This is a genomic window from Polynucleobacter antarcticus, from assembly GCF_013307245.1.
Taxonomy (GTDB): domain Bacteria; phylum Pseudomonadota; class Gammaproteobacteria; order Burkholderiales; family Burkholderiaceae; genus Polynucleobacter; species Polynucleobacter antarcticus.
On record NZ_CP028941.1, the window covers coordinates 317,288 to 337,805 of the forward strand.

At 44.5% G+C, this 20,518-nt stretch carries 21 protein-coding genes, 1 tRNA gene and 2 pseudogenes; 12 read left to right on the forward strand and 12 right to left on the reverse strand.

Annotation, left to right across the window (positions count from 1 at the left end):
- The first annotated feature begins 86 nt into the window (after positions 1–86).
- Positions 87–2,033 carry a polysaccharide biosynthesis protein gene (locus DCO16_RS01770; RefSeq protein WP_254598071.1) on the forward strand — a complete coding sequence of 649 codons (1,947 nt, stop codon included), beginning with the start codon at positions 87–89 and terminating at the stop codon, positions 2,031–2,033.
- 71 nt (positions 2,034–2,104) lie between these two features.
- A complete protein-coding gene (locus DCO16_RS01775) occupies positions 2,105–2,440 on the forward strand; it encodes a hypothetical protein (RefSeq protein ID WP_173942072.1) in 336 nt (111 codons plus the stop codon).
- Positions 2,441–2,559: 119 nt separating this feature from the next.
- Here the strand turns inward: DCO16_RS01775 and DCO16_RS01780 are convergent.
- The 4 genes and pseudogenes from DCO16_RS01780 to DCO16_RS01800 form a co-directional block, all read right to left on the reverse strand.
- A protein-coding gene (locus DCO16_RS01780; protein WP_173942073.1) for an IS3 family transposase occupies positions 2,560–3,695 on the reverse strand; the annotation gives its coding sequence in 2 pieces (ribosomal slippage) (positions 2,560–3,449 and positions 3,449–3,695; 1,137 coding nt in all).
- Positions 3,696–3,766: 71 nt separating this feature from the next.
- Positions 3,767–4,542, reverse strand: a pseudogene (locus DCO16_RS11235) (IS3 family transposase); the annotation flags it as partial.
- Between the two features lie 60 nt (positions 4,543–4,602).
- Positions 4,603–4,785, reverse strand: a complete 183-nt coding sequence (locus DCO16_RS01795) for a hypothetical protein (RefSeq protein WP_173942076.1) — start codon at positions 4,783–4,785, stop codon at positions 4,603–4,605.
- Positions 4,786–4,908: 123 nt separating this feature from the next.
- Positions 4,909–5,667 carry a tyrosine-type recombinase/integrase gene (locus DCO16_RS01800; protein WP_173942077.1) on the reverse strand — a complete coding sequence of 253 codons (759 nt, stop codon included), beginning with the start codon at positions 5,665–5,667 and terminating at the stop codon, positions 4,909–4,911.
- A gap of 118 nt (positions 5,668–5,785) precedes the next feature.
- Here DCO16_RS01800 and DCO16_RS01805 point away from each other — a divergent pair.
- From DCO16_RS01805 to DCO16_RS01820, 4 genes and pseudogenes are all read left to right on the forward strand, one after another.
- Positions 5,786–6,740, forward strand: a pseudogene (locus DCO16_RS01805) (IS30 family transposase).
- Between the two features lie 402 nt (positions 6,741–7,142).
- Positions 7,143–7,727 (forward strand): hypothetical protein, encoded by a 585-nt coding sequence (locus tag DCO16_RS01810; protein ID WP_173942078.1) that lies wholly within the window; start codon positions 7,143–7,145, stop codon positions 7,725–7,727.
- 277 nt (positions 7,728–8,004) lie between these two features.
- On the forward strand, positions 8,005–8,361 hold the full coding sequence (locus DCO16_RS01815) for a helix-turn-helix domain-containing protein (protein ID WP_254598072.1): 357 nt from the start codon (positions 8,005–8,007) through the stop codon (positions 8,359–8,361).
- The gene (locus tag DCO16_RS01820) at positions 8,361–9,668 is read left to right on the forward strand and encodes a type II toxin-antitoxin system HipA family toxin (protein ID WP_173942079.1); all 1,308 of its coding nucleotides are present in this window, start codon (positions 8,361–8,363) and stop codon (positions 9,666–9,668) included. The genes DCO16_RS01815 and DCO16_RS01820 overlap by 1 nt, the downstream gene beginning before the upstream one ends.
- Positions 9,669–9,838: 170 nt before the next feature.
- Here the strand turns inward: DCO16_RS01820 and DCO16_RS01825 are convergent.
- Positions 9,839–9,928: transfer RNA gene (locus DCO16_RS01825), tRNA-Ser, on the reverse strand.
- Positions 9,929–10,163: 235 nt separating this feature from the next.
- On the opposite strand from DCO16_RS01825, the gene DCO16_RS01830 reads away from it, so the two are divergent.
- Together DCO16_RS01830 and DCO16_RS01835 are read left to right on the forward strand one after the other, a co-directional pair.
- On the forward strand, positions 10,164–10,427 hold the full coding sequence (locus tag DCO16_RS01830) for a type II toxin-antitoxin system Phd/YefM family antitoxin (RefSeq protein ID WP_100380323.1): 264 nt from the start codon (positions 10,164–10,166) through the stop codon (positions 10,425–10,427).
- On the forward strand, positions 10,428–10,742 hold the full coding sequence (locus DCO16_RS01835) for a CcdB family protein (protein WP_173942080.1): 315 nt from the start codon (positions 10,428–10,430) through the stop codon (positions 10,740–10,742).
- 244 nt (positions 10,743–10,986) lie between these two features.
- Here the strand turns inward: DCO16_RS01835 and DCO16_RS01840 are convergent, their stop codons facing one another.
- Positions 10,987–12,120, reverse strand: a complete 1,134-nt coding sequence (locus DCO16_RS01840) for an NAD(P)/FAD-dependent oxidoreductase (RefSeq protein ID WP_173942081.1) — start codon at positions 12,118–12,120, stop codon at positions 10,987–10,989.
- Positions 12,121–12,210: 90 nt separating this feature from the next.
- Between DCO16_RS01840 and pgi the strand changes: the two genes are divergently transcribed.
- The gene (gene pgi, locus DCO16_RS01845; RefSeq protein WP_173942082.1) at positions 12,211–13,740 is read left to right on the forward strand and encodes a glucose-6-phosphate isomerase; all 1,530 of its coding nucleotides are present in this window, start codon (positions 12,211–12,213) and stop codon (positions 13,738–13,740) included.
- A 41-nt stretch (positions 13,741–13,781) separates the two neighbouring features.
- On the forward strand, positions 13,782–15,167 hold the full coding sequence (locus DCO16_RS01850) for a phosphomannomutase/phosphoglucomutase (RefSeq protein ID WP_173942083.1): 1,386 nt from the start codon (positions 13,782–13,784) through the stop codon (positions 15,165–15,167).
- A 235-nt stretch (positions 15,168–15,402) separates the two neighbouring features.
- On the opposite strand, the gene DCO16_RS01855 is transcribed toward DCO16_RS01850, so the two are convergent.
- From DCO16_RS01855 to DCO16_RS01870, 4 genes are all read right to left on the reverse strand, one after another.
- Entirely contained in the window at positions 15,403–15,765 is a 363-nt protein-coding gene (locus tag DCO16_RS01855; RefSeq protein WP_173942084.1) for a HepT-like ribonuclease domain-containing protein, read from the reverse strand.
- Positions 15,762–16,052: a nucleotidyltransferase family protein gene (locus DCO16_RS01860; RefSeq protein ID WP_173942085.1), complete on the reverse strand. Its 291-nt coding sequence runs from the start codon at positions 16,050–16,052 to the stop codon at positions 15,762–15,764. Before DCO16_RS01860 ends, DCO16_RS01855 begins: the two co-directional genes overlap by 4 nt.
- 242 nt (positions 16,053–16,294) lie before the next feature.
- Complete coding sequence (locus DCO16_RS01865) at positions 16,295–16,852, reverse strand: hypothetical protein (protein WP_173942086.1); 558 nt, start codon at positions 16,850–16,852, stop codon at positions 16,295–16,297.
- 107 nt (positions 16,853–16,959) lie between these two features.
- On the reverse strand, positions 16,960–17,532 hold the full coding sequence (locus DCO16_RS01870; protein ID WP_173942087.1) for a phasin family protein: 573 nt from the start codon (positions 17,530–17,532) through the stop codon (positions 16,960–16,962).
- A gap of 243 nt (positions 17,533–17,775) precedes the next feature.
- Here DCO16_RS01870 and nadA point away from each other — a divergent pair, with 243 nt between their 5' ends.
- Together nadA and nadC are read left to right on the forward strand one after the other, a co-directional pair.
- The gene (nadA, locus tag DCO16_RS01875; RefSeq protein WP_173942088.1) at positions 17,776–18,903 is read left to right on the forward strand and encodes a quinolinate synthase NadA; all 1,128 of its coding nucleotides are present in this window, start codon (positions 17,776–17,778) and stop codon (positions 18,901–18,903) included.
- Positions 18,903–19,757: a carboxylating nicotinate-nucleotide diphosphorylase gene (gene nadC, locus DCO16_RS01880; protein WP_173942089.1), complete on the forward strand. Its 855-nt coding sequence runs from the start codon at positions 18,903–18,905 to the stop codon at positions 19,755–19,757. Before nadA ends, nadC begins: the two co-directional genes overlap by 1 nt.
- Positions 19,758–19,769: 12 nt before the next feature.
- Here nadC and DCO16_RS01885 read toward each other — a convergent pair whose 3' ends face one another.
- Positions 19,770–20,108 (reverse strand): helix-turn-helix domain-containing protein, encoded by a 339-nt coding sequence (locus tag DCO16_RS01885; protein WP_173942090.1) that lies wholly within the window; start codon positions 20,106–20,108, stop codon positions 19,770–19,772.
- Positions 20,101–20,466 carry a type II toxin-antitoxin system RelE/ParE family toxin gene (locus DCO16_RS01890; RefSeq protein ID WP_254598073.1) on the reverse strand — a complete coding sequence of 122 codons (366 nt, stop codon included), beginning with the start codon at positions 20,464–20,466 and terminating at the stop codon, positions 20,101–20,103. Before DCO16_RS01890 ends, DCO16_RS01885 begins: the two co-directional genes overlap by 8 nt.
- Between the last annotated feature and the right edge of the window lie 52 nt (positions 20,467–20,518).

The following is a 20,518-nucleotide window of genomic DNA, read 5'->3' on the forward strand; positions in this document are numbered from 1 at the left end:
CAGTTGCAACTAGATTTCTCTTATTTGGATATGTAATTTATAATTAATGTGTGCCAATTAACGCAACCAAACAATCCCTATTGAATTTGCCTCGCTCAATTAAGCGTGGGTTAGTGATGATTTTTGATGTCATTATTTGTGGGTTTAGTGTTTGGTTTGCATTTGGACTTCGATTGGATCATTGGGGTTATTTTGAAGGCAATCAATGGATGGTGTTGATTGTCGCGATTGGGTTTTCATTTCCCCTTTTTATTTCTTTTGGCTTATATCGAGCTATTTTTAGATATGTTGGTTCAGCTGCGCTTGCTTCAATGGCGCGTGTATTTATCACTTATACCTTCTTATTTTTTTGTGTATTTACACTTCTTGGCATTGATGGTGTGCCTCGTTCAATTGGGGTCATCCAGCCAATCCTTCTTTTTATCGGAATTGGCGCAAGTCGATATTTTGTTCGTTATTGGTTGGGGGGTATCAATAATGTTCAAAAATCATTTCATCGGGCTCAACCTATTGCGCTAATTTATGGTGCTGGCTTTGCGGGTCGTCAACTAGCGGCGGGCTTATCAAGCAACAAAGAGATGGTGGTTAAAGGTTTTATTGATGATGACCCTCAATTCCATAAAAGTACCATTAATGGAATTTCTGTATACCCTGGTACGGGTTTACAAGATTTAATCCATCACCTAGATATTACGGATGTGCTGTTGGCCATTCCTTCGGCCAACCAGCAGCGCAGAAGTGAGATCATTGGCTCTTTAGATGGATGCGGGGTTCGCGTTCGAACGCTGCCAGGCTTTAACGACTTAGCTTCTGGTCGCGTCAGAATTTCTGATTTGCATGATTTGGATATGAATGACTTGCTTGGACGGGAGGTTGTTCCGCCACAAGTTCACTTGCTGGAAAAGAATATCCGTAATCAAGTTGTTTTGGTTACTGGGGCTGGCGGCTCCATTGGGAGTGAACTATGTCGCCAGATTATTAAGTTCTCCCCTAAGTCATTAATTCTGATTGATAGTAGCGAGCATTCCCTTTATTTGATCTATGAGGAATTAAAGAGAGCCCTTATAGGGCTAAGGGATGATTATTCGGTACTAGTTGGGGATGATGTCAATTTACCCCCTTCGGGAATGTCAATAAAGCTAATACCTTGTTTGGCTTCAGTGCGCGATAGCGATTTATTGATGAAGATTTTTAGAGCTCATCAACCCACTACGGTCTTTCATGCAGCTGCGTACAAGCATGTTCCTTTGGTGGAGCAAAATCCTGCGGAAGGCATTCGCAATAATGTGTTTGGAACTTTCACTTGTGCACAGGTGAGCTTGGAGTGTGGCGTACCTCACTTTATTCTGGTGAGCACCGATAAAGCGGTTAGACCTACCAATGTGATGGGGGCAAGTAAGCGTATTGCCGAGCTTCTATTGCAAGCAATGGCGGATATTTCTTTTAAGGGCGATCACTTAACCACTTTTTCAATGGTTCGATTTGGTAATGTGCTTGGCTCCTCTGGTTCTGTGGCACCACTGTTTAGCGCTCAAATTGCGGCTGGCGGCCCCATTACATTGACGCATTCCGAGGTAACTCGTTATTTCATGACTATTCCCGAGGCGGCGCAGTTAGTCATTCAAGCTGGTGCAATGGCTAAAGGAGGAGATGTTTTTGTCTTAAATATGGGTGAGCCCGTACGTATTTATGATTTGGCTGTACGGATGGTTTATTTGACAGGCCTACTAGTTAGGGATGATGCTCATCCTAATGGCGATATTGAAATTAAGGTCACTGGTTTGCGCCCGGGAGAAAAGCTCTACGAAGAGCTCCTCATTGGCGATAACCCAGGGGCAACAGATCACCCTAAAATCATGAAAGCGCATGAAGAATTTTTATCATGGGATGAGTTGCAACAGGAGCTTGAAAAGCTTAATGTCGCCTTGGATGCATGTGATGGCAAGTTGATTAGAAGCATGCTCATAAAGTTAGTCCCCGGCTACCAGCCTAATGGTGATTCAGAGGATTGGAATTGGGGGGGGATTGTCTAAGCCATGAATATTCTATTTAAGGCTAACTCTTGTGCCATGATCTTGATGCATTTCTAAAATGGCGATGGACTATGTCAGTTGATAAATTTCTTTCTGAGCTCAAGCAATTTTTTGTAAATTCATTTTCAGGCCCCGTCTATCAAGAGGGGGTTTTGTATTTCATTATCGAAGAGCTACCCAATCCAAGAGATTCTGGTCTCTTCAAAATTCTATGCGGTAGTACCCAGATTGGTTTAGATGCGGTTACTTTAGATGAACCTGGTGTTCTTGTTGCCAATCAGCTGATTGGTTTGCATGCCGCCACTATTCGCAAGTATCCATACCAAAAAATTGAGTACATTAATATTGCGCCTTGGGCACAAGACAAGATTGAAGCTCGTATGGCTAGAATTGCTTTAAAAATTTAGACTTTACTTCGATTTTCTCAAATTTATAACTCCCTTTAATCTCGTATTAAAGATATTGAGATCCAAATTAATATCCCTACTGCATATTTCGCTGACATGGGATGGTAATCCTCCCCTTTTTAACCTAAGCTAAAAGTAGAGGCTGGTACTGCAAGTGCTAGTTTTTGTTTAGGAGTAATTCCTCCTAAACCCATATTGGGTCTTTCGTGATTGTAGGTCCACATCCATTTGGTTGCAAAGTCTTGTACTTCATCAATCGATTCAAAGAGGTATTGATTAAGCCAGTCATATCTCACGGTGCGGTTATAGCGTTCAATATAAGCATTTTGCTGTGGCTTACCTGGTTGGATATAACTCATCTCAATTTGGTGTTTAGCAGCCCATGCAGTCAGGATGTTTCCTACGAGTTCGGGGCCATTATCACAGCGTATTTTTAAGGGCTTGCCACGCCATTCAATGATCTGATCGAGTGACCGGATCACTCGTACTGCGGGCATAGAAAAATCAATATCAATGGCTAAGGCCTCTCGATTAAAGTCATCGATCACATTAAAAAGGCGGATGGTTCTGCCATCATGAAGTTGGTCATGCATAAAATCAATCGACCAAGTGTCATTAATGCCTTGAGGTACAGCTAAGGGTAAAGGCTTTTCCCGAACTAAGCGTTTATGGGGTTTAATCCGTAGATTAAGCTCTAGTTCCTTATCCCTAAAGGGACTTCCCTTGGTCGTAATCCGGTAAACCCGCTTGTGGTTCCAGGTAAATCCCTTCACGTTACGCAAAAATAAGAAGCAAAGACCAAAGCCCCAGTTGCGTTGATTGTGAGTAAGACGGATCAGCCAATCGGCAATAAGGGCATTGTCAGAAGACAGCTTAGGGCTATAGCGATAGCAGGTCTGGCTAATGACAAAGGTATCGCACGCTAAGCGGATGCTCATACGACCCCTTTTTACTTCTTGGCTGGCCATCTCACGGCGGCGAGATGGCCGAGTTACTTTTTTTGCAAAACTTCCTTTAAGATATCTGCCTGGAGTTGGACTTCGGCGTACATCTTCTTTAGGCGGGCATTTTCAAGCTCTAACTCCTTTACGCGGGACATCATAGAAGCATCCATGCCGCCGTATTTAGAGCGCCATTTATAGAAGCTAGCAACGCTAATATTGTGCTCACGGCACAGTTCTGGGGCTGGCACGCCAGATTCGGCTTGCTTGAGAATGGCCATTATTTGGCTCTCGGTAAATCGGGAGGTCTTCATAGAATTTCCTTCAAATCAAACTACATAGAAATTCTACTTTTAAATCAAGTTAACCTAGGGGAGGATTACCCAATCACTTCTTCTAATATCTGCACCACTCGCTTACCTTTAATTGAGCCGGCTACATCAATATACAAACTCTCCTTGGTGAACTCGTCTATCAAGGTTAAGCACTTGAGCTTTTGACCATTGGCACAAGCATCAAAGACAAAATCGTATGCCCAGACTTCATTGGGCGCCCTTGCTACAAAGGGTTGCCGGTTTGGACTGCCCATATGATCTTTGCGCTTACGAGTCCGCTTCTTGGGCACTTGCAGGCCTGCGCCAGCCCATATACGGGCAGCACGATCTCGCCCTAATACGATGCCGTCTCGCCGCAAGAAGATTCGGATCCGTCTGGCGCCATAGCGAGGATATTGTTCAGAGTAAGAACGCATTGCAGCAATCACAGGCTGGTCTTTAACCGGCATCCTTTGCTGATACCCAAGGCCTGACCTAGCTACCTGCAACAGCACACAGGCTCTTCTTTGGCTAATCCCGCGATCCACTGCGTAGCGTGCTTGCTCTAATCGAGCTTGCACGCTCACCACTTTTTTGCGGTGATCTCCTTCATCACCTCAATCTCCAGATCCCGTTCTGCCAAGATCTTCTTAAGGCGACTGTTCTCTTGCTCTAACAGCTTTAAGCGCTTCACATCATCTGTACCCATATCGCCAAACTTCTTCCGCCAGATATAAATCGAGGGCTCACTCACCCCATGGCGTTTAGCCACCTCTGCAACTGGTGCTTTATCGGCCTCTTGCAATATCCGAACAATCTGCTCATCCGTAAATCGGGCTCTCTTCATGTACTACTCCTTTTAGTCAAGGAGGAGTCATTATCTCTAAATTAGTTTGGTCTGAAAATGTCAGGACAGGTCAATTCCTTGTTCAAAATCTACCTCAAAATCAGCGGCAATATCGAGTGGTAATGCCCCCCACCCAAGAGGGTCAAAGCATCTAAGTTCTAAGAATAAATTAGCCCCTATTGGAGGTGTGAAGTGAGGCGCAGAGCCATGGCTCGCTCCTGCACCAAGCAGTATTAAATTCATCAGCTTATATTCCCTAAAGTAAGCTCAGTCTACTCCCTACCTTGCGCCATGAGTGACCATCAGGGTTAAGGTGCTTGGTAACTCTTGATATTTGGCCTCTTAATGGTTTTGGCTTTAATAGGGTTAAATGTGCTCGACATACCTCATGACCGTATCGGTTTTTGACCACCTTCCACGTTGCATGATGATTGGCATGCTAGCTCCTGAATTCAATAAATCTTGAGCTGCACCTACTCTCATAGAGTGACCACTGATGCCCTTAATGACTAATTCATCTAACTCAGCTTTTTTAGCAAGCCTTTTATAGATTCGATTTATCTGGCCCGCTCCAATTTGTGGGCTTACATCTAGCGAACGATTAAGCCCACAAAATAGCAATTTCTGATTTTCAGGGAGTCCCTTTATCCACTCTACTAGTGCAATGTGAGCTCTTTGCGTTAAATGTAACCACTTTCCTGTGGAGTCTTGATCTGTTTTGCTTTTTCGCAGAAGAATAGATGAGGTCTCAATACCATTCTTAATAATTGTTTTGACATCCTTGACTTGCAGCGATACTAGTTCGCTACGTCTACATAAAGTGTCATATGCTACTAGCAATAGGGCACGATCCCGAATTCCTCTAACTGAATTATCGGTAGCTAATATCAACTTTTCTAAAGTATCGGCATTAATGCCACCAGCTTGTTTCGATGATCGGCCTAGCTTTCGATGCATCCTACGCATCTCTAATGCTACATCGGGATCTTTGGAGGGATCTTCAAAGCGATTAAGTTTATGAACAGCAGACAGTCCGCATAACGCTCGGCGAATGCCTGCTGAAGATCTGCCACTACCCGTTAACTTACAAATATATTGAACAAATAAATAGGGTTCTGCAGGCAAGGCATTAGCATTTTTATCATGGTGAATTCAACTACGAAGTGCAACTTTGAACAACTAGGGCTAGTGGCTAAGGATGTTTTAGTATCCAAAGCTTAGGGGCCGGTAAGTCAAAGTAGCCATGACCTATCAACACCTTAGCCAAACTGAACGATATCAGATTTATATCCTTATGAAAGACGGAAAAACCCAAAGCCAGATAGCCCAGCTCCTGGATCGACATAAGTCGACCATTAGCCGAGAGCTTGCTCGCAATACTGGTAATCGGGGTTACCGTCCCAGGCAAGCCTGCCTGTTAGCAGAGGAACGTTCCCAAGGCTCTCGTAATGCCGCCCAAATCACCCCATCTGATTGGGATCAGGCTGTGGAGCGCCTAAAGGACCAATGGAGCCCCGTCCAAATTGCCAATCAGAGTTGGTATTAGCATTGAAACCATCTACCGCCATGTGTACGCCGATAAGGCCGCTGGTGGCAGCCTTTACCAGCAGCTGCGCTGCCAAAAGAAACGCAAAAAGCGCTATGCCAGTGGCCGTGACCGGAGGGGTCAGATCGTCGGTAGAAGGCCCATCAGCGAGCGTCCCCAGCACATTGAAGCCAGATCCCAAATCGGCCACTGGGAAGGCGATACCGTCATTGGCGCTGCCCATAAGCAAGCCATCGTGACCTTAGTCGAGCGCAAGAGTGGTTATGCCTTAATAAGCAAAGTGAACAATAAAACCTCAGAGCTTGTCAGTAATGCCATCATTACCAAAATGAATCCCTTAAGCCGACTAGTTAAAACACTGACTTTTGACAACGGAAAAGAATTTGCCGAGCATGCCCGAATTGATGAATCGCTGCAATCAACCACCTACTTTGCAGATCCGTTTGCGAGTTGGCAACGCGGATCCAATGAAAACTTCAATGGTCTGCTGCGTCAATACATCCCTAAAAAGAGACCGCTATCTACTGTGACAGACAAGGAGCTTAGAGTGATTGAAACTAAACTGAATAATCGTCCTCGCAAGAGGTTGGGATTTAAAACCCCGAATGAAGTGTTTATGCAGTCCTTAAACCGTGTTGCACTTCGTGTTTGAATCTACGAAAGTAAATAGCGCAATGACACTTACTGTTAATGAGCCCAACCAGTACGGATTGACTTGCAGCAGATTGCGGGATCGGTAATAGTGAAATACACCAAATAACAAGCCCAACTGAATAGTGCCAAGAATGAAAAAACAGAGGGCAATCAAGTGTTTCGTGTGCGATATCGTACAACGACAGTCGTAAAAAGGGGCTGATACAGTATGGATTGATAGTCATCTGACCTTCAGTCCTTCTACCATAGAGACTCTAGCGCCCTTAGTGAAAAACACTCATAAATGGTTGAAAAGTTATAAAATCTCCACAAGTGCTAAATATCAATGTTTTTAGCCTTAACCCTTTAAGAGAACCCCATATCGGGAAGTCTCATTGATACCTTGAAAGATTGACTTAACATGGAAAAAACTATTATCGCTACTGCACTCATAGCCACTCTTGGCCTTAGTGCAAATTTTGCTAGTGCTCAGCCGGCCAAGCCTGTTGCTGGCGTTATGGCAGAAGAAACTGCCTTAATTTATGACGGCGTTGTTACCAAAATTGATGCGGCAACACGTACGGTTACCCTGAAAAATAAAGACGGTGAAACCTCCGTTGTTGCAGGTCCAGAAGTGAAGAACTTTGCTCAAATTAAAGTTGGCGATCGTTTTGACGTCGTATATGAAATGGCTGTAGCAATTGAATTGGTTAAAGTCAAAAGTGCTGGCATCCGAAGTGAAGAAGTCACTACCAAAACAGTTACTGCACCCAAGGGTGATAAGCCTGGTATGGTCACTACTAATATTGTGACTGCTGTAGCCAATGTGATTGCCGTTGATAAAGCCAAGAAAGTAGTTTCTCTGAAAGGTCCTCAAGGAAATATTTTCAACGTGAAGGTCAAAAACCCTGAGCTATTGAAAGATATCGCTGTAAATGATCAAGTTAAAGTGGTCTACGCAGAAGCCATCGCAGCTGTTGTGAGTGCCCCCGCTGCCAAGAAGTAATCTTTAATGTTTCAAAAAGGCCGCCAGTTCATATGGACTGGCGGCCTTTTTTTATCCAGCTAGTTAGTGAGGACAGAATCAAAATTTTGGCAAGAAACTATCAAACGCACATCAAAGACTCAAATAAGCCCCGCTTTTAAGCCCCCTCTATCCCTACTGCTTAAATCAATTAATGACTCATAAATAGATCATTAAACTACTTAAAGACTTATTTATGAGTCATTTTTATTGACCAATGGCATATAAATAGGTATATTAATAGCCCCTATCTAACAAAATGCATAAAGCATCTATGCGCGTAGATCAACAGCTAACCCTAGCATCAAAACAACTTGGCCAATCCGCTGAAATAGCGCAATGCCTCGTTTCCTTGCGTCTTGCGCGTCAGGTTCGCCAAAGCGAAGCTGCTATTCGTGCGGGCTTATCTCGCGCAACAGCCCAGCGCATTGAGAAAGGCGATCCTGGCGTTGCTATTGGCGCGATGCTACGCTACTTAGATGCAATCGCCCCAGGCGTGACCTTATTGCAACTCTTAAGCGGTACTGATCCTGCAATGATTGCTTTGGAGCGTCGCTCGCGCCCTCAACGCGTCCGTGATTTAAGTGCATCTGAAATGAAAGCGCTGGATTTCTGATGGTAAATACCGCTAAAGATCTATTTGTCTTTGCCAATCTTGATGGTGAATTTATACCAGCAGGACAACTGCAAGTAGATGAAGAAGGCTCAAGACTCATTGCCTCCTCATTTGCTTATGGCTTACGCTACTTAGATAGGGGCAACGCGCAGGAAGTTGATCCTGTCGCCCTTAGCCTTAAGAATAAAAGCGAGATTAAAGGTAAGCGCCTCATTCCTCCAAACGGCCTAGAGACTTTTGGTGGAATTCGGGATGCCGCCCCTGATTCGTGGGGAAGAAGAGTTATTGAAGCTAGGCTTAAAGTTCCAGCCAACAGCCTGCCAGAGTCGGCTTACCTATTGGAAGCTGGCAGTGACCGAATTGGGGCTTTGGATATTCGAGCATCATTAGAACAAGAAGAGCGTCCCGCGCATGAAAGTATTCACAACCTCTCTTACGTACTAGAAGGCGCACAAAAAGTTGAAGCTGGCTTGCCAGTATCGGAAGCGCTATCCAAAATCTTAATTGTGGGTAGTGGCCTTGGAGGCATGCGCCCGAAGGCAAGCGTACGCGATGATCAAAACATTTTATGGATGGCTAAGTTCCCGGGCAACAATGACGGAACTTTAGATGTGCCGAGCATTGAATATGCCACGCTCAAACTTGCAGAATTAGCCGGCCTTAATGTGGCTCAAACTCAATTAGAGCAAGTCGGCAAGAAAAATGTATTGATGGTCAAACGTTTTGATCGCTCTTGGACCACTTCGGCTCGCCCAGCAGAGTTTCGACATCATGTCGTTAGCGCCCTCACCCTAGTTGCTTGCCATGAATCGGAATCCAATACAAAAAGTTATATGGATATTGCCGATGCCATACGCAGATATTGTTTAGTTCAAACAGTTAAATCTGATGTTGGAGAACTATATGCTCGCATGATCTTTAATCTTTTTGTCAGCAATGATGATGATCATCTGCGTAACCATGCATTTTTATGGAATCAGGAGCTTAAAGGCTGGAGCCTAAGTCCTCTCTATGATGTTATGCCGCATGCAGTCATTGCAAGTGAGCGCTATCAACATCTAGGCGTTGGTCCTCAAGGCAAGCTAGCCACCTTAGATAACGCCTATGCCGCCAAAGAGCGCTTTGGGCTATCTGCACAGCAAGCAAGCTCTGTTATCGATCGCGTATGGCGAGTAACTAGACAGTGGAAGATATATTTTGAAGAGCTTGGAATTCCTGCGGATCAAATCGAAGGAATCTCTCGGGCTTTTAGACACATTGACGATATTTGCAGTCCCGAGTTAATCAAAACTCTAGCCAAAGACTAATCCCCCATAGAGAAGATCTTTCTAGAGACCTCTTTCCAAAGAGGTGCATCGACTCAGAGGCGAAGAAGGCAGACAATATTTGGTTGCCATGTTTTGGTGGTGGGTAGAACGGTGGGTACAGAACCCTAAAAAATATAAAGCCCCGACTGGCGGGGCTTACAGGGCAATAATGGCGGAAGAGGTGAGATTCGAACTCACGGAGGACTTTCATCCTCGCCAGTTTTCAAGACTGGTGCATTCAACCGCTCTGCCACTCTTCCTTTGCGTATTGAGAGTCCGATTATAAGGAATTCAGAAGCGTAGTACCCAAAAGCTCTTTACGGATTACTTTGAAGGCGATTTTTAGCATGTCTTATTGCCTTTGACATCGCTGGCTTAGTAAAGAAAAAATACGCTCAATCACCTAAGCTGGTTGTGTAATTCTTTTCCACCCAAGTGTTGCTAAAACCTAAATCTTTAGCTAAAATAGCTAAAGTTTATTGAATTGGAGTCACCATGCAAGTAACCGCAACAGAAGCGAAAAACCGCTTCGGAGCCATCTGTGCTAGCGCTAAAACAGAACCTGTGTTCGTACAAAAGGATGGACGAATTGATACTGTCATCATGTCTGCCCAGCAGTTTGATGCCCTACTGGCAGCTGATGTCAATCGTGATCAGAAAAAAAAGCAATTTGAATCTGATTACAAGTATTGGATAGATGAGCAAAATGCCCGCTTTGAGCGTCACGGGCTTTGGTGTGATGATATGAGGACTTGGTAGATGCAGTTTGATGTCTTTGAAAATCCTAGCCCAAGAATGCGAGATGTATATCCGTTTGTCATTGATATTCAAAGCAACTTATTAAGCTTGTTAGCAACACGAATGGTGATACCTATATCTATAACTAAATTAAGTATAGAAAAAATCCCACGTAGGCTTTGCCCTTTGATCAATATTGACGGGAAGAAATTGATGTTGATGCCTCATGAGGCTGCACCCTTGGATAAAAAAATCTTAAAACGAAAGATTGGCTCGGCAAAAAGTCAATCAAGTGAAATTTTGTCTGCAATGGATGCTGTAACTAGTGGTATCTAGAGGATCTCAGCCGACCAATAAGTAAAGCGGCGAACGTTCGAATAATCTACTGAATGTCAATGTAGGGTACCGCTTTTTCGAAACTGCTTTTAAGGTCCCCGACTATTCATTAATACCAAGGAGTAGCTTGAAATGAAAGATAAAAATACACCATCACTTAAGTCCCTACTGATATCAGCACAGGCAAAGGGAAAGCTCATTTTGCCAAAACGCAGTCAAAGACTACATCGCAAACCCATCAAATTTATCGTGCTTTAATCAAACGCTCTAAATACTGAGCAATTGCTATGCTGGAAGTAAGCCCAGGTGACTCAAAACCATAGAGATTAAATAATCCTTGGAGCTGATGCTGCTCTGGGCCATTAAATACAAAGTCTCCTGCAGGCATATTCGGAGCCACAATTTTGGCCCTCACCCCAGAATAATCAGGCTGAAGCGTGCCATCTCTTAGGCCAGGCCAGTAGCGTCGCACTGCTTCATAAAATCCTTCACCCCGTTTGGGGTCGACTCTGTAATCGATTTGCGCCTCGTGATCGATATCGAGCCATTCCACATCAGGACCAAACTTGGCTTGGCCAGCCATATCTAAAGTCAGATGCACTCCAAGCCCGCCAGATTCTGGAATGGGGTAGATCAAGTGACTAAACGGAGACTTACCTGAAAGAGAAAAGTAATTGCCTTTGGCAAAGTATGCCTTCGGAATTTTCTCCTGTTCAAGACCTTCAATTTTTTGTGCCATTGCTGGCGCACTCATGCCCGCACAATTAATCAATAACTGAGTATGAATATTCATACCATCAGCACCGCCAATCTCCAGCTCAAATCCATCTTGTGCATTGACTCCCAAGGGCTTTGCCCTTAGTAGCGGTGACTGGTAGGCAATCATGCCGCCGGCATCTTCAAAGCCGCCCAATAATGACAACATATAGCCATGACTATCGACAATCCCCGTAGTAGCTGAGAGCAGTGCTGCTGCGCATTGCAGTTGTGGCTCAAGAGATTTTGCCTGTGCACCGCTGATCATCTTGATTGCGGGTACTTGATTATTTTGAGCCTTATATAAAATAGCCTGCAAATCATCTAACTGAGTCTCATCAGCAGCGACAATCAATTTACCGTAGGGCTGGGTAGCGACTTGATGACTGCGGCAGTACTCATATAGGAGTCGATTGCCTTCTACGCACAACTTCGCTTTGAGCGAATCCTTAGGGTAATAAATACCTGCATGAATCACTTCGCTATTGCGCGCACTGCTAATAGTGCCAAAAGCGTCTTCGCGCTCAAGCAGAATTGTCTCTCGACCTTGTAGGGCCATTTCTCGGGCAACCGCCAAACCCACTACTCCGGCACCAATTACTACGCAATCTACCTGCTCCATCTACCCCACCTTGTAGTCCTAATATACTTAAATCGTACCATTTACCCTATTTTAGAAGGGGCAATGGCTTATTCTTGATAAAATTTAAAAATGCTTTCAAGCCCGAACTCTGCCCCGTCCCATTCTTATTCGCAAACTCCGAATAATGCTCACAGTGCTGTCAATATTGTGCTGGATACGGCTTATCAGGGGATTGATGCAGCCGACTGGAAGACGCTCTTTAATCAGGCACGGTCAGCCAAATTAGCGCAGTTCATCGAGGACATGTTTGCTGGTAAGCATATTAACAAAAGTGAAGATCGCCCGGCGCTCCATTCGGCGTTACGCAATCTCTCTAAAATCCCTGTCTTCATTCAAGGACAAGATGTCATGCCCGCAGTAGTAGATGTCTGGCATCGCATCGAAGCACTCTGCAATCAGTGGGTTGGCGTAACGGATGTGATTCACATTGGTATTGGTGGTTCTGATTTTGGGCCACGCCTTGCAATCGAAGCTTTAGCGCATGTGCCGGGCATTCATAGCCGTGGCATGCGGATGCATTTTTTAGCTAACATTGATACCGCAGAATCTGCACGAATTCTGGCAAAAGCGAATCCCCACAGCACCCGCGTCATTATCGTTTCTAAGTCATTTACCACCCTTGAAACCGCCATGAATGCCAAGGCAGTAGCCAAGTGGCTACTAGATAGTGGCTGTACTCCGAGTCAAATAACGAATTCTTTATTTGCGGTCACGGCCAATATTTCTGCTGCAACAACATTTGGTATTAGCCAAGAACATATTTACCCTTTCTGGGATTGGGTAGGCGGTCGTTACTCAGTGTGGTCTGCAGTGGGTCTACCCATTGCTTTGCAATATGGCTTTGATACATTTAAAGATTTCTTGGCAGGTGCCCATGCTATGGACCTGCATTTTAAAAATACGCCGCTAGAACAAAACCTGCCCGTCATCATGGCGCTTACCCTGCTCTATCAGCAAGAGCAGAACGATGTCAAGGCATATGCCGCTATTCCGTATGCTGATGCCTTAGATTGGTTTCCGAAATGGTTGCAGCAGCTCGATATGGAAAGTAACGGAAAATCCGTAGATCGTGATGGTAAGCCCGTCAAGCATTCCTCGCCAGTAGTCTTTGGTAGTGCTGGCAGTAATGCACAACATTCCTACTTTCAACTCTTTCACCAGGGCCCTGAGATTATTCCGATTGACTTCATTGCCGTGCGCGAACCCATGAGTGATCGGCCTGAGGCGGTAGCACACCACCGTATTTTGTTATCAAACTGTTTAGCACAAGCTCAAGCTTTAGCTAATGGCAAAGAAGCTAGTAATCCAAATGATGTGTACCCTGGTAAGCGTCCTAGTAATTTATTGCTACTACCAGAGCTCAATGCGTTTTATCTTGGCGCCCTCCTCGCACTCTATGAAAACAGAGCCGCTACCCTTGGTGCACTCTGGAATATCAATAGCTTTGATCAACCCGGCGTGGAATACGGCAAAGTATTGGCCAAGCCCATTGAAAAAGCGCTCGCCAGTCATGCACAAGACGTCCAAGCAAGCGAACATATTGATGTGATTACGGCCGCAAGAATTATCTTTCTCAATACAACAGCATTAAAAAAATAATTCGTTTTCTGTTTTTCAATCTCCTGCACTAAGGATCTGCAATGCAACTATCACCCTCTATATTTAAGGCCTATGACATCCGCGGCATCATTGATGAGACGCTCGATCCTTCTATTGCGAAACTGATTGGTCAAGCATTTGGTAGTGAGATGCGCGAGCTTGGTGAGACTGATATTGTGATTGGTCGGGATGGCCGCCTCTCAGGTCCTAGCTTGACTGAAGCGCTCACTGAAGGTCTACTTTCAACCGGAATTAATGTAATTGATTTAGGGATGGTCGCTACACCCATGGTGTACTTTGCTGCGAACCATACTATCCGTGGAAAAAAACCCCAATCTGGAATCATGATTACGGGTAGTCATAATCCACCGAACTACAACGGCTTCAAAATGGTATTGGGCACGTCTGCTATTTACGGCGAGCAAATACAGAGTTTGCGTAAACGTATAGAGGTAAAGCAATTTGCAACTGGTCAAGGAAGCAGAACTACCTTTGATATTTTCCCGATGTATCTAGCGTATATTGTTGGTGATGTGAAACTCGCTCGTCCGATGAAGATTGTGGTGGACTGCGGCAATGGTGTAGGTGGTGCTTTTGCTGGCCAGCTCTTCAGAGCTTTGGGCTGTGAAGTGCAAGAGCTCTTTTGTGAAGTCGACGGCACCTTCCCCAACCACCATCCAGACCCTGCGCATTTAGAAAACCTACAAGATCTCATTAAAAATCTGCAGACTAGTGACAACGAACTTGGTCTTGCCTTTGATGGTGATGCTGATCGCCTAGGTGTAGTGACTAAAGATGGTCAGGTTATCTTCCCAGACCGTCAAATGATGCTGTTTGCTAAAGATGTGCTGTCGCGTCATCCTGGTGGCCAGATCATTTATGACGTCAAATGCACGCGTAATTTAGCCACCTTTGTAAAGCAGCACGGTGGCGAACCGCTGATGTGGAAAACGGGTCATTCTTTAGTCAAAGCCAAGTTGAAAGAAACGGGCGCCCCACTCGCCGGAGAAATGAGTGGCCATATATTCTTTAAAGACCGCTGGTTTGGATTTGATGATGGTTTATATACAGGGGCGCGTCTTCTAGAAATTCTGAGTAAAGAAACTGATCCTAACCAAACGCTCAATGATTTACCCAATGCGCTGTGCACCCCAGAATTACAGATCGCTTGCGCTGAAGGAGAACCCTTTACTATTTTGGAATCCATTAAAGCCCATGCCAAGTTTCCGACTAGTGAAGCCATTAATACGATTGATGGCGTAAGAGTGGAATATGCCGATGGCTTTGGTCTGGCCAGACCATCGAACACTACCCCGGTAGTGGTGATGCGCTTTGAGGCGGATAACGAAGCAGCAATTACGCGAATTCAAGAAGAATTTAAGCTTGCCGTACTGGCTGCTAAACCAGATGCGAAGCTGCCTTTTTAGGCACAAAGTCCTCATTTATTTCAATAAAACAACATATAGTTTCTCAATTAATGCATTTTTGATAAAGTATATGTAGGTTGAAATCATCCTCAGTTCTAGAGATCCTTGCCTAAGAAGTCATTAGTGCTCTTGCCCGACTCGGGGAAAACTTGGCTCTAGCCCTTGTGCGCCGCAGCGGCTATGGGCATCTTGTACCCACCTTTGCACATATGAAGCGCTGTGAGGACAGATGTATCTACTGCACTTTTTTAATCAATGCTGCTTTTACATGCTTGTATAGACTTGGAAGCTCATTATGAATAGTCTTCCAAACAATTTCTAAATCTACTTTGAAGTATCCATGCGATATGGAATTGCGCATTTGATAAGCGGATGAAAGGGGTAACTCTGGATGAGATGCAGCAAACTCTGAAAAGTATTTTTCTATATTGTTGCTTGCTTCCCCAATGATTTCAAAGTTACGAATCACCGCATCCTGAATCAGTTTGCTCTTAATGAACGTCAGCTCATCCACGTCTGCAACATATTCTTTAATACGCTCAATCGCCTCTAAAATATGGGCCAGAAAGTCTCCTAGCCTCTGTTGATCACGGGTCATATTGGACGAGCTTCTGCAATGACTTCTGCACGAAACTTATCAGGCAAGGCATTTGGAGTTAGCACATCCACAGGAACGCCCAATAGTTTTAGTAACTCATGTCGAATAGCACCAATATCGAATAAAGTTGTCTCCGAGCTGGGATCTATTAATATATCTAAGTCACTGCCTTCTTGGTCATCACCATGAAGCACAGAGCCAAATACACGCGCATTTGAGGCGCGATGACTCTCAACAACTGCTCTAATTGCCGCACGATGTGATTGCAAAGCAAGAGATGGCTTCATGAATACCCTCCAATAGTAAGGTGTAAATGTTGATGACTTGTTGATATTGCTACTTAAATAAAAACTAGATCTTAGGGCTAATACTCACATCATTATATATTTAGATGCTGTATTTAACTGCTACTGTAAGCAATTTTTGGCCCAGTATTTAGCTTACTAGCAAGCGTAATGAATTGGCACCCATGATTCACTGAAGTGTCTAGAACACAGGGGCCTCTAACAAGTCACCTTCACTAACAGTATTAATGCAGTAAGGTTTTACTTACAGACTGTGGTGCAGACTCAGGAGCATGATTTTCAATCACTGCAGGAATGCCTCCCCATCCTGCAAATTCTCGGATTTGATCTAGCAATAAGCCCATAGCTTGTAATGTGGGTCCTGCCATCTTGATATTCAAGTTGCCGCCACCGGGCAGCATTAAGTCTAGCGACAGTTCATCTTGCTGTTCTACCTGATGAATAGAGCATTTTGCCTCTGTGACCAATAAAGCTTCAGCGCCTATTGGAAACTGACTTGCTGATTGATACACTTCTGCCGCCCCTTGAGGGGCTGGGGTATTTTCTTTTTTAATCGTACTTTGGACAGCCTCTTTAGCAAATTGGGCAATAGCTTTAGCTGCTTCTGGTGAATGTCCTTGCTCTAATTGCTTGACCATCAGATGCTGAGTGGCTGCCAAGATGAACAGGGTCACCCTGCGCGTTAACCAGAAACGAAACTCGGTATCTTCGTCCGTATTAAAACGAAAAAAGATGCGGTCATCCTGAGGAATATAAGTCGCGTTAAATTGTTTGATAGCCATAGTGCTTATTATTACCTATATGGCGTTGCGCAGATAAGCAAATAACAAAGCCGCCCGAAGGCGGCTTTGTTGTGAAGTACTTGGTACCTGATACTTAATAAAGCGAATTAAGCAGATTTACGGCCTTTAGTAGCTGGCTTTGCAACAGCGTATTGACCTTGAGCATTTGACATAGCTTCGTCAACACTCTTTTCAAAACTAGCAAATGCATCAGCTGCAGAAGCGCGTACTTGGTCAAACTGCTGAATAGAAGCATCAAACATAGATTTGAATGCAGATACAAATGCCTCAGATCCAGCAGGAGCTGTCTTAGTAGCTTCTTTAACCATCTTTACCAAATCAGCACGTGCGTCATCGATAGAAGCATCAACTACTTCAGCAACTTCTTTATTACTCTTACGAATAACTTTACTTACTTTAGCTTGGTAAGCAGCAGCATATTTAGCCGCTTCTTGTGCTGTTTCTGGCTGAGCTAACTTGGCTAATTGCTGTGGATCCTTAACAGCCATTAATTGAGTAGCACTGTCTTGAGCAGCAGCAACGACATCTTTAGCAATCGCTTGGTTGATCTCAGCCAACTCTTGTGCGCTTTGAACAGCGACTTGAGCTAAATGCTTGGCTGTCTCAACAGATTTAGTTTGAGCTTGTACGAGTTGATCGTTTAATTGATTCTGGAACATGATTTATCCTTAATTTAAGAAGATTGTTAATTTATTGCAATGCACCATTGTAAGATGCCATTTTTAACAAATCAAGGATTATTTGTTGCGTTGCAATAAAACTTCCTAAGATTCAGGGTAAATCTCATAATATGGTGGTAAGCAGCCTAATTAGGGGTTTAATGCTGTTTTAAGAGTAATTTCCCATAAACCAAAAGTTGCCAGCTATGCAACAAACCAGCTTATTGGCATGTAGAATTGCATGTGGATTCGACTGCTAGCGCCCCTATTTCCTTTGATTACCCCCAGCAAAATGCGGCTGGAGCTACCTTTACGGCCCAGGCCTGGGCTAAAACTCCCCCTCCTTTAGTTGCCATTGAAAAAGCACAGGTCATAGCCCGTATCAAAGAATTATTGATTGCCAAGGATGCGGCTTTAGTGGCCCATTATTACGTCGATGGCGATATTCAAGATTTGGCAGTAGAAACGGGTGGCTTTGTTTCTGACTCATTAGAAATGGCTCGTTTTGGGAAAAATCATTCCGCCAAGAATTTGATTGTGGCGGGCGTGCGTTTTATGGGCGAGTCAGCCAAAATTGTCAGTCCTGAGAAACGTGTTTTTATGCCGGACTTGGATGCGACCTGCTCCTTAGATCTGGGTTGCGATGCCACTGACTTTGCTGCTTTTAGAGCACTTCATCCTGACCGCGTTGTGGTGGTATATGCCAACACGAGTGCAGCAGTGAAAGCCCAAGCAGATTGGATGGTGACCAGCTCTTGCGCTTTGGCGATCGTGCAGCAACTCAAGCTTAAGGGTAAAAAAATTCTTTGGGCACCCGATCGCCACTTAGGTCGCTATATTCAGGAGCAAACGGGCGCCGATATGCTGCTCTGGAATGGCGCTTGTATCGTCCATGATGAATTTAAAGCCGTTGAACTCGAAATGTTGATCGCCGCGCATCCAGGCGCAATGGTATTGGTTCATCCAGAATCTCCTAAGGGCGTTGTGGATCTAGCAGATGTGGTGGGCTCTACTTCGGCCATGATTAAAGCCGTAGTAGAAGGCTCGGCTACCGAATATATTGTGGCTACGGATAAGGGCATCTTGCATCGTATGCGCCAGTTAGCGCCACACAAGATCTTGATAGAAGCGCCCACTGCTGGCAATAGTGCGACCTGCAAGAGTTGTGCGCACTGTCCATGGATGGCCATGAATGGCTTGCAAGGTATTTTGAATTGCTTAGAAAATACTTCTGGTGAAATCTTTATTGAGGAAGCGATACGGAATAAAGCACTCGGCTGTATAGATCGCATGTTGGATTTCACGAAAAATCATCCTGATTTAATTGCTCAAGCTCAGCATGGATTTGTGAAAAACATTGGCGCCGCTTAATGTTTGGCTTCAATGAAACGGTAGCGCAAGCACGTCAACGCAATATTCATGATGCGCTGATGGAAGATGTGGGAATGCATGACTGGACGGCGCAACTGGTACCCAGTAAAACCGTTCAGGCCCAATTGATGGTGCGACAAGCTGCTGTGCTGTGTGGCGTAGATTGGTTTGAGGAAACACTAAAGACCTTAGATCCCTTGGCTGCTATTACCTGGCATTACCAAGAAGGCGACATGATGAAGACCGACAGTGTGGTCTGTGACATTTCTGCGAATTCCAGAGCATTACTGTCTGCTGAACGCCCTTGCATTAATTTTCTGCAAACGCTTTCTTGGACGGCTAGTATTACTCGCCAACACGTCGATGCCATTGCTGGTGTGAGCCCTAATCCTCAAGGCTGCGCCGTATTAGATACCCGTAAAACCATCCCCGGTTTACGTCAGGCACAAAAATACGCAGTGCGTATTGGAGGCGGTCAGAACCAACGGCTTGCCCTATGGCATGGCATTCTGATTAAAGAAAATCATATTGCGGCTGCTGGCAGCATTACTGCCGCCCTCCAGAATGCAGTAGCACTCAATGCTGGGGTAGATATTCAGATTGAGGTAGAAAACCTGACTGAACTAGAAGAAGCGTTGGCAGCGGACGCTAAGAGTATTTTGATTGATAACTTCACCACCGAGCAAATGAAGCAGGCAGTCGCTCTTACTAATGGCAGAGCCCTACTGGAAGCATCAGGCGGAATTAATCTGGATCAAATGCGTGAGATTGCTACAACAGGAGTTGATCGGATTTCTCTTGGTAAATTAACCAAAGATGTTTGTGCAGTAGATTTTTCGATGCGCATCAAGTAATCCCTCAAAAATTTATAAAAGAATAGCCTGAATACCCTTCATTTCAATAATTTGAAGTAACTTTGCCGCTGCTCCACTTGGATGTTTTCCGGAGCCCGTGGCCTCCCATTTTTGAACTGTTGAAACGCTCACATTGAGTAAGGCAGCAAAAATGGATTGACTCATTTTTGCCTGATGAATTCGAAGATCGGCTACTTTTTTTGAGGTGAATACAGGTGGCTTTTCTATACAAAGAGCCTTCATCTTTACTAAATCATGCTTTGTTAGAAGGCCATGTTGATCCAAGTCCATTGCGATCTCTAACAGCTCATCTAGCACTCGATTTTCTTCCGTTAATAATTTTTTACGCATAGCAATCTAACTCCCGCAATGTTCCAGAAATAACCAGTTCTCGTAACTTAAATATATCGACCCTTTCAAAAGATCTTGCAACAATTCCAGCCGCCTCTTGCTCTGCATTTGTGAAGTCCGATCCTGAACCACTTTTTTCACGTCCAACGATGAAAATAATGGCATCCTTATTTTTCTTCGCCACAATAGTGCGGATACTTCCACTCTTGCCCTGCCCTCGTAGCGGGATTCTTTTTTTACAAACTCCACCCCCTAGATCGGCCTCATAGAGTCCTTGCTCTATTTCCCTTGCAGCATTACAAAGCGAACTAGTAGAAATTATTTTCTTAGCCCAACGATCAAAAGTTTTAGTTTTCATGACTATTTTCATGGTCAAAATAATAAACTATTGCACTCAGTGCTATAACATT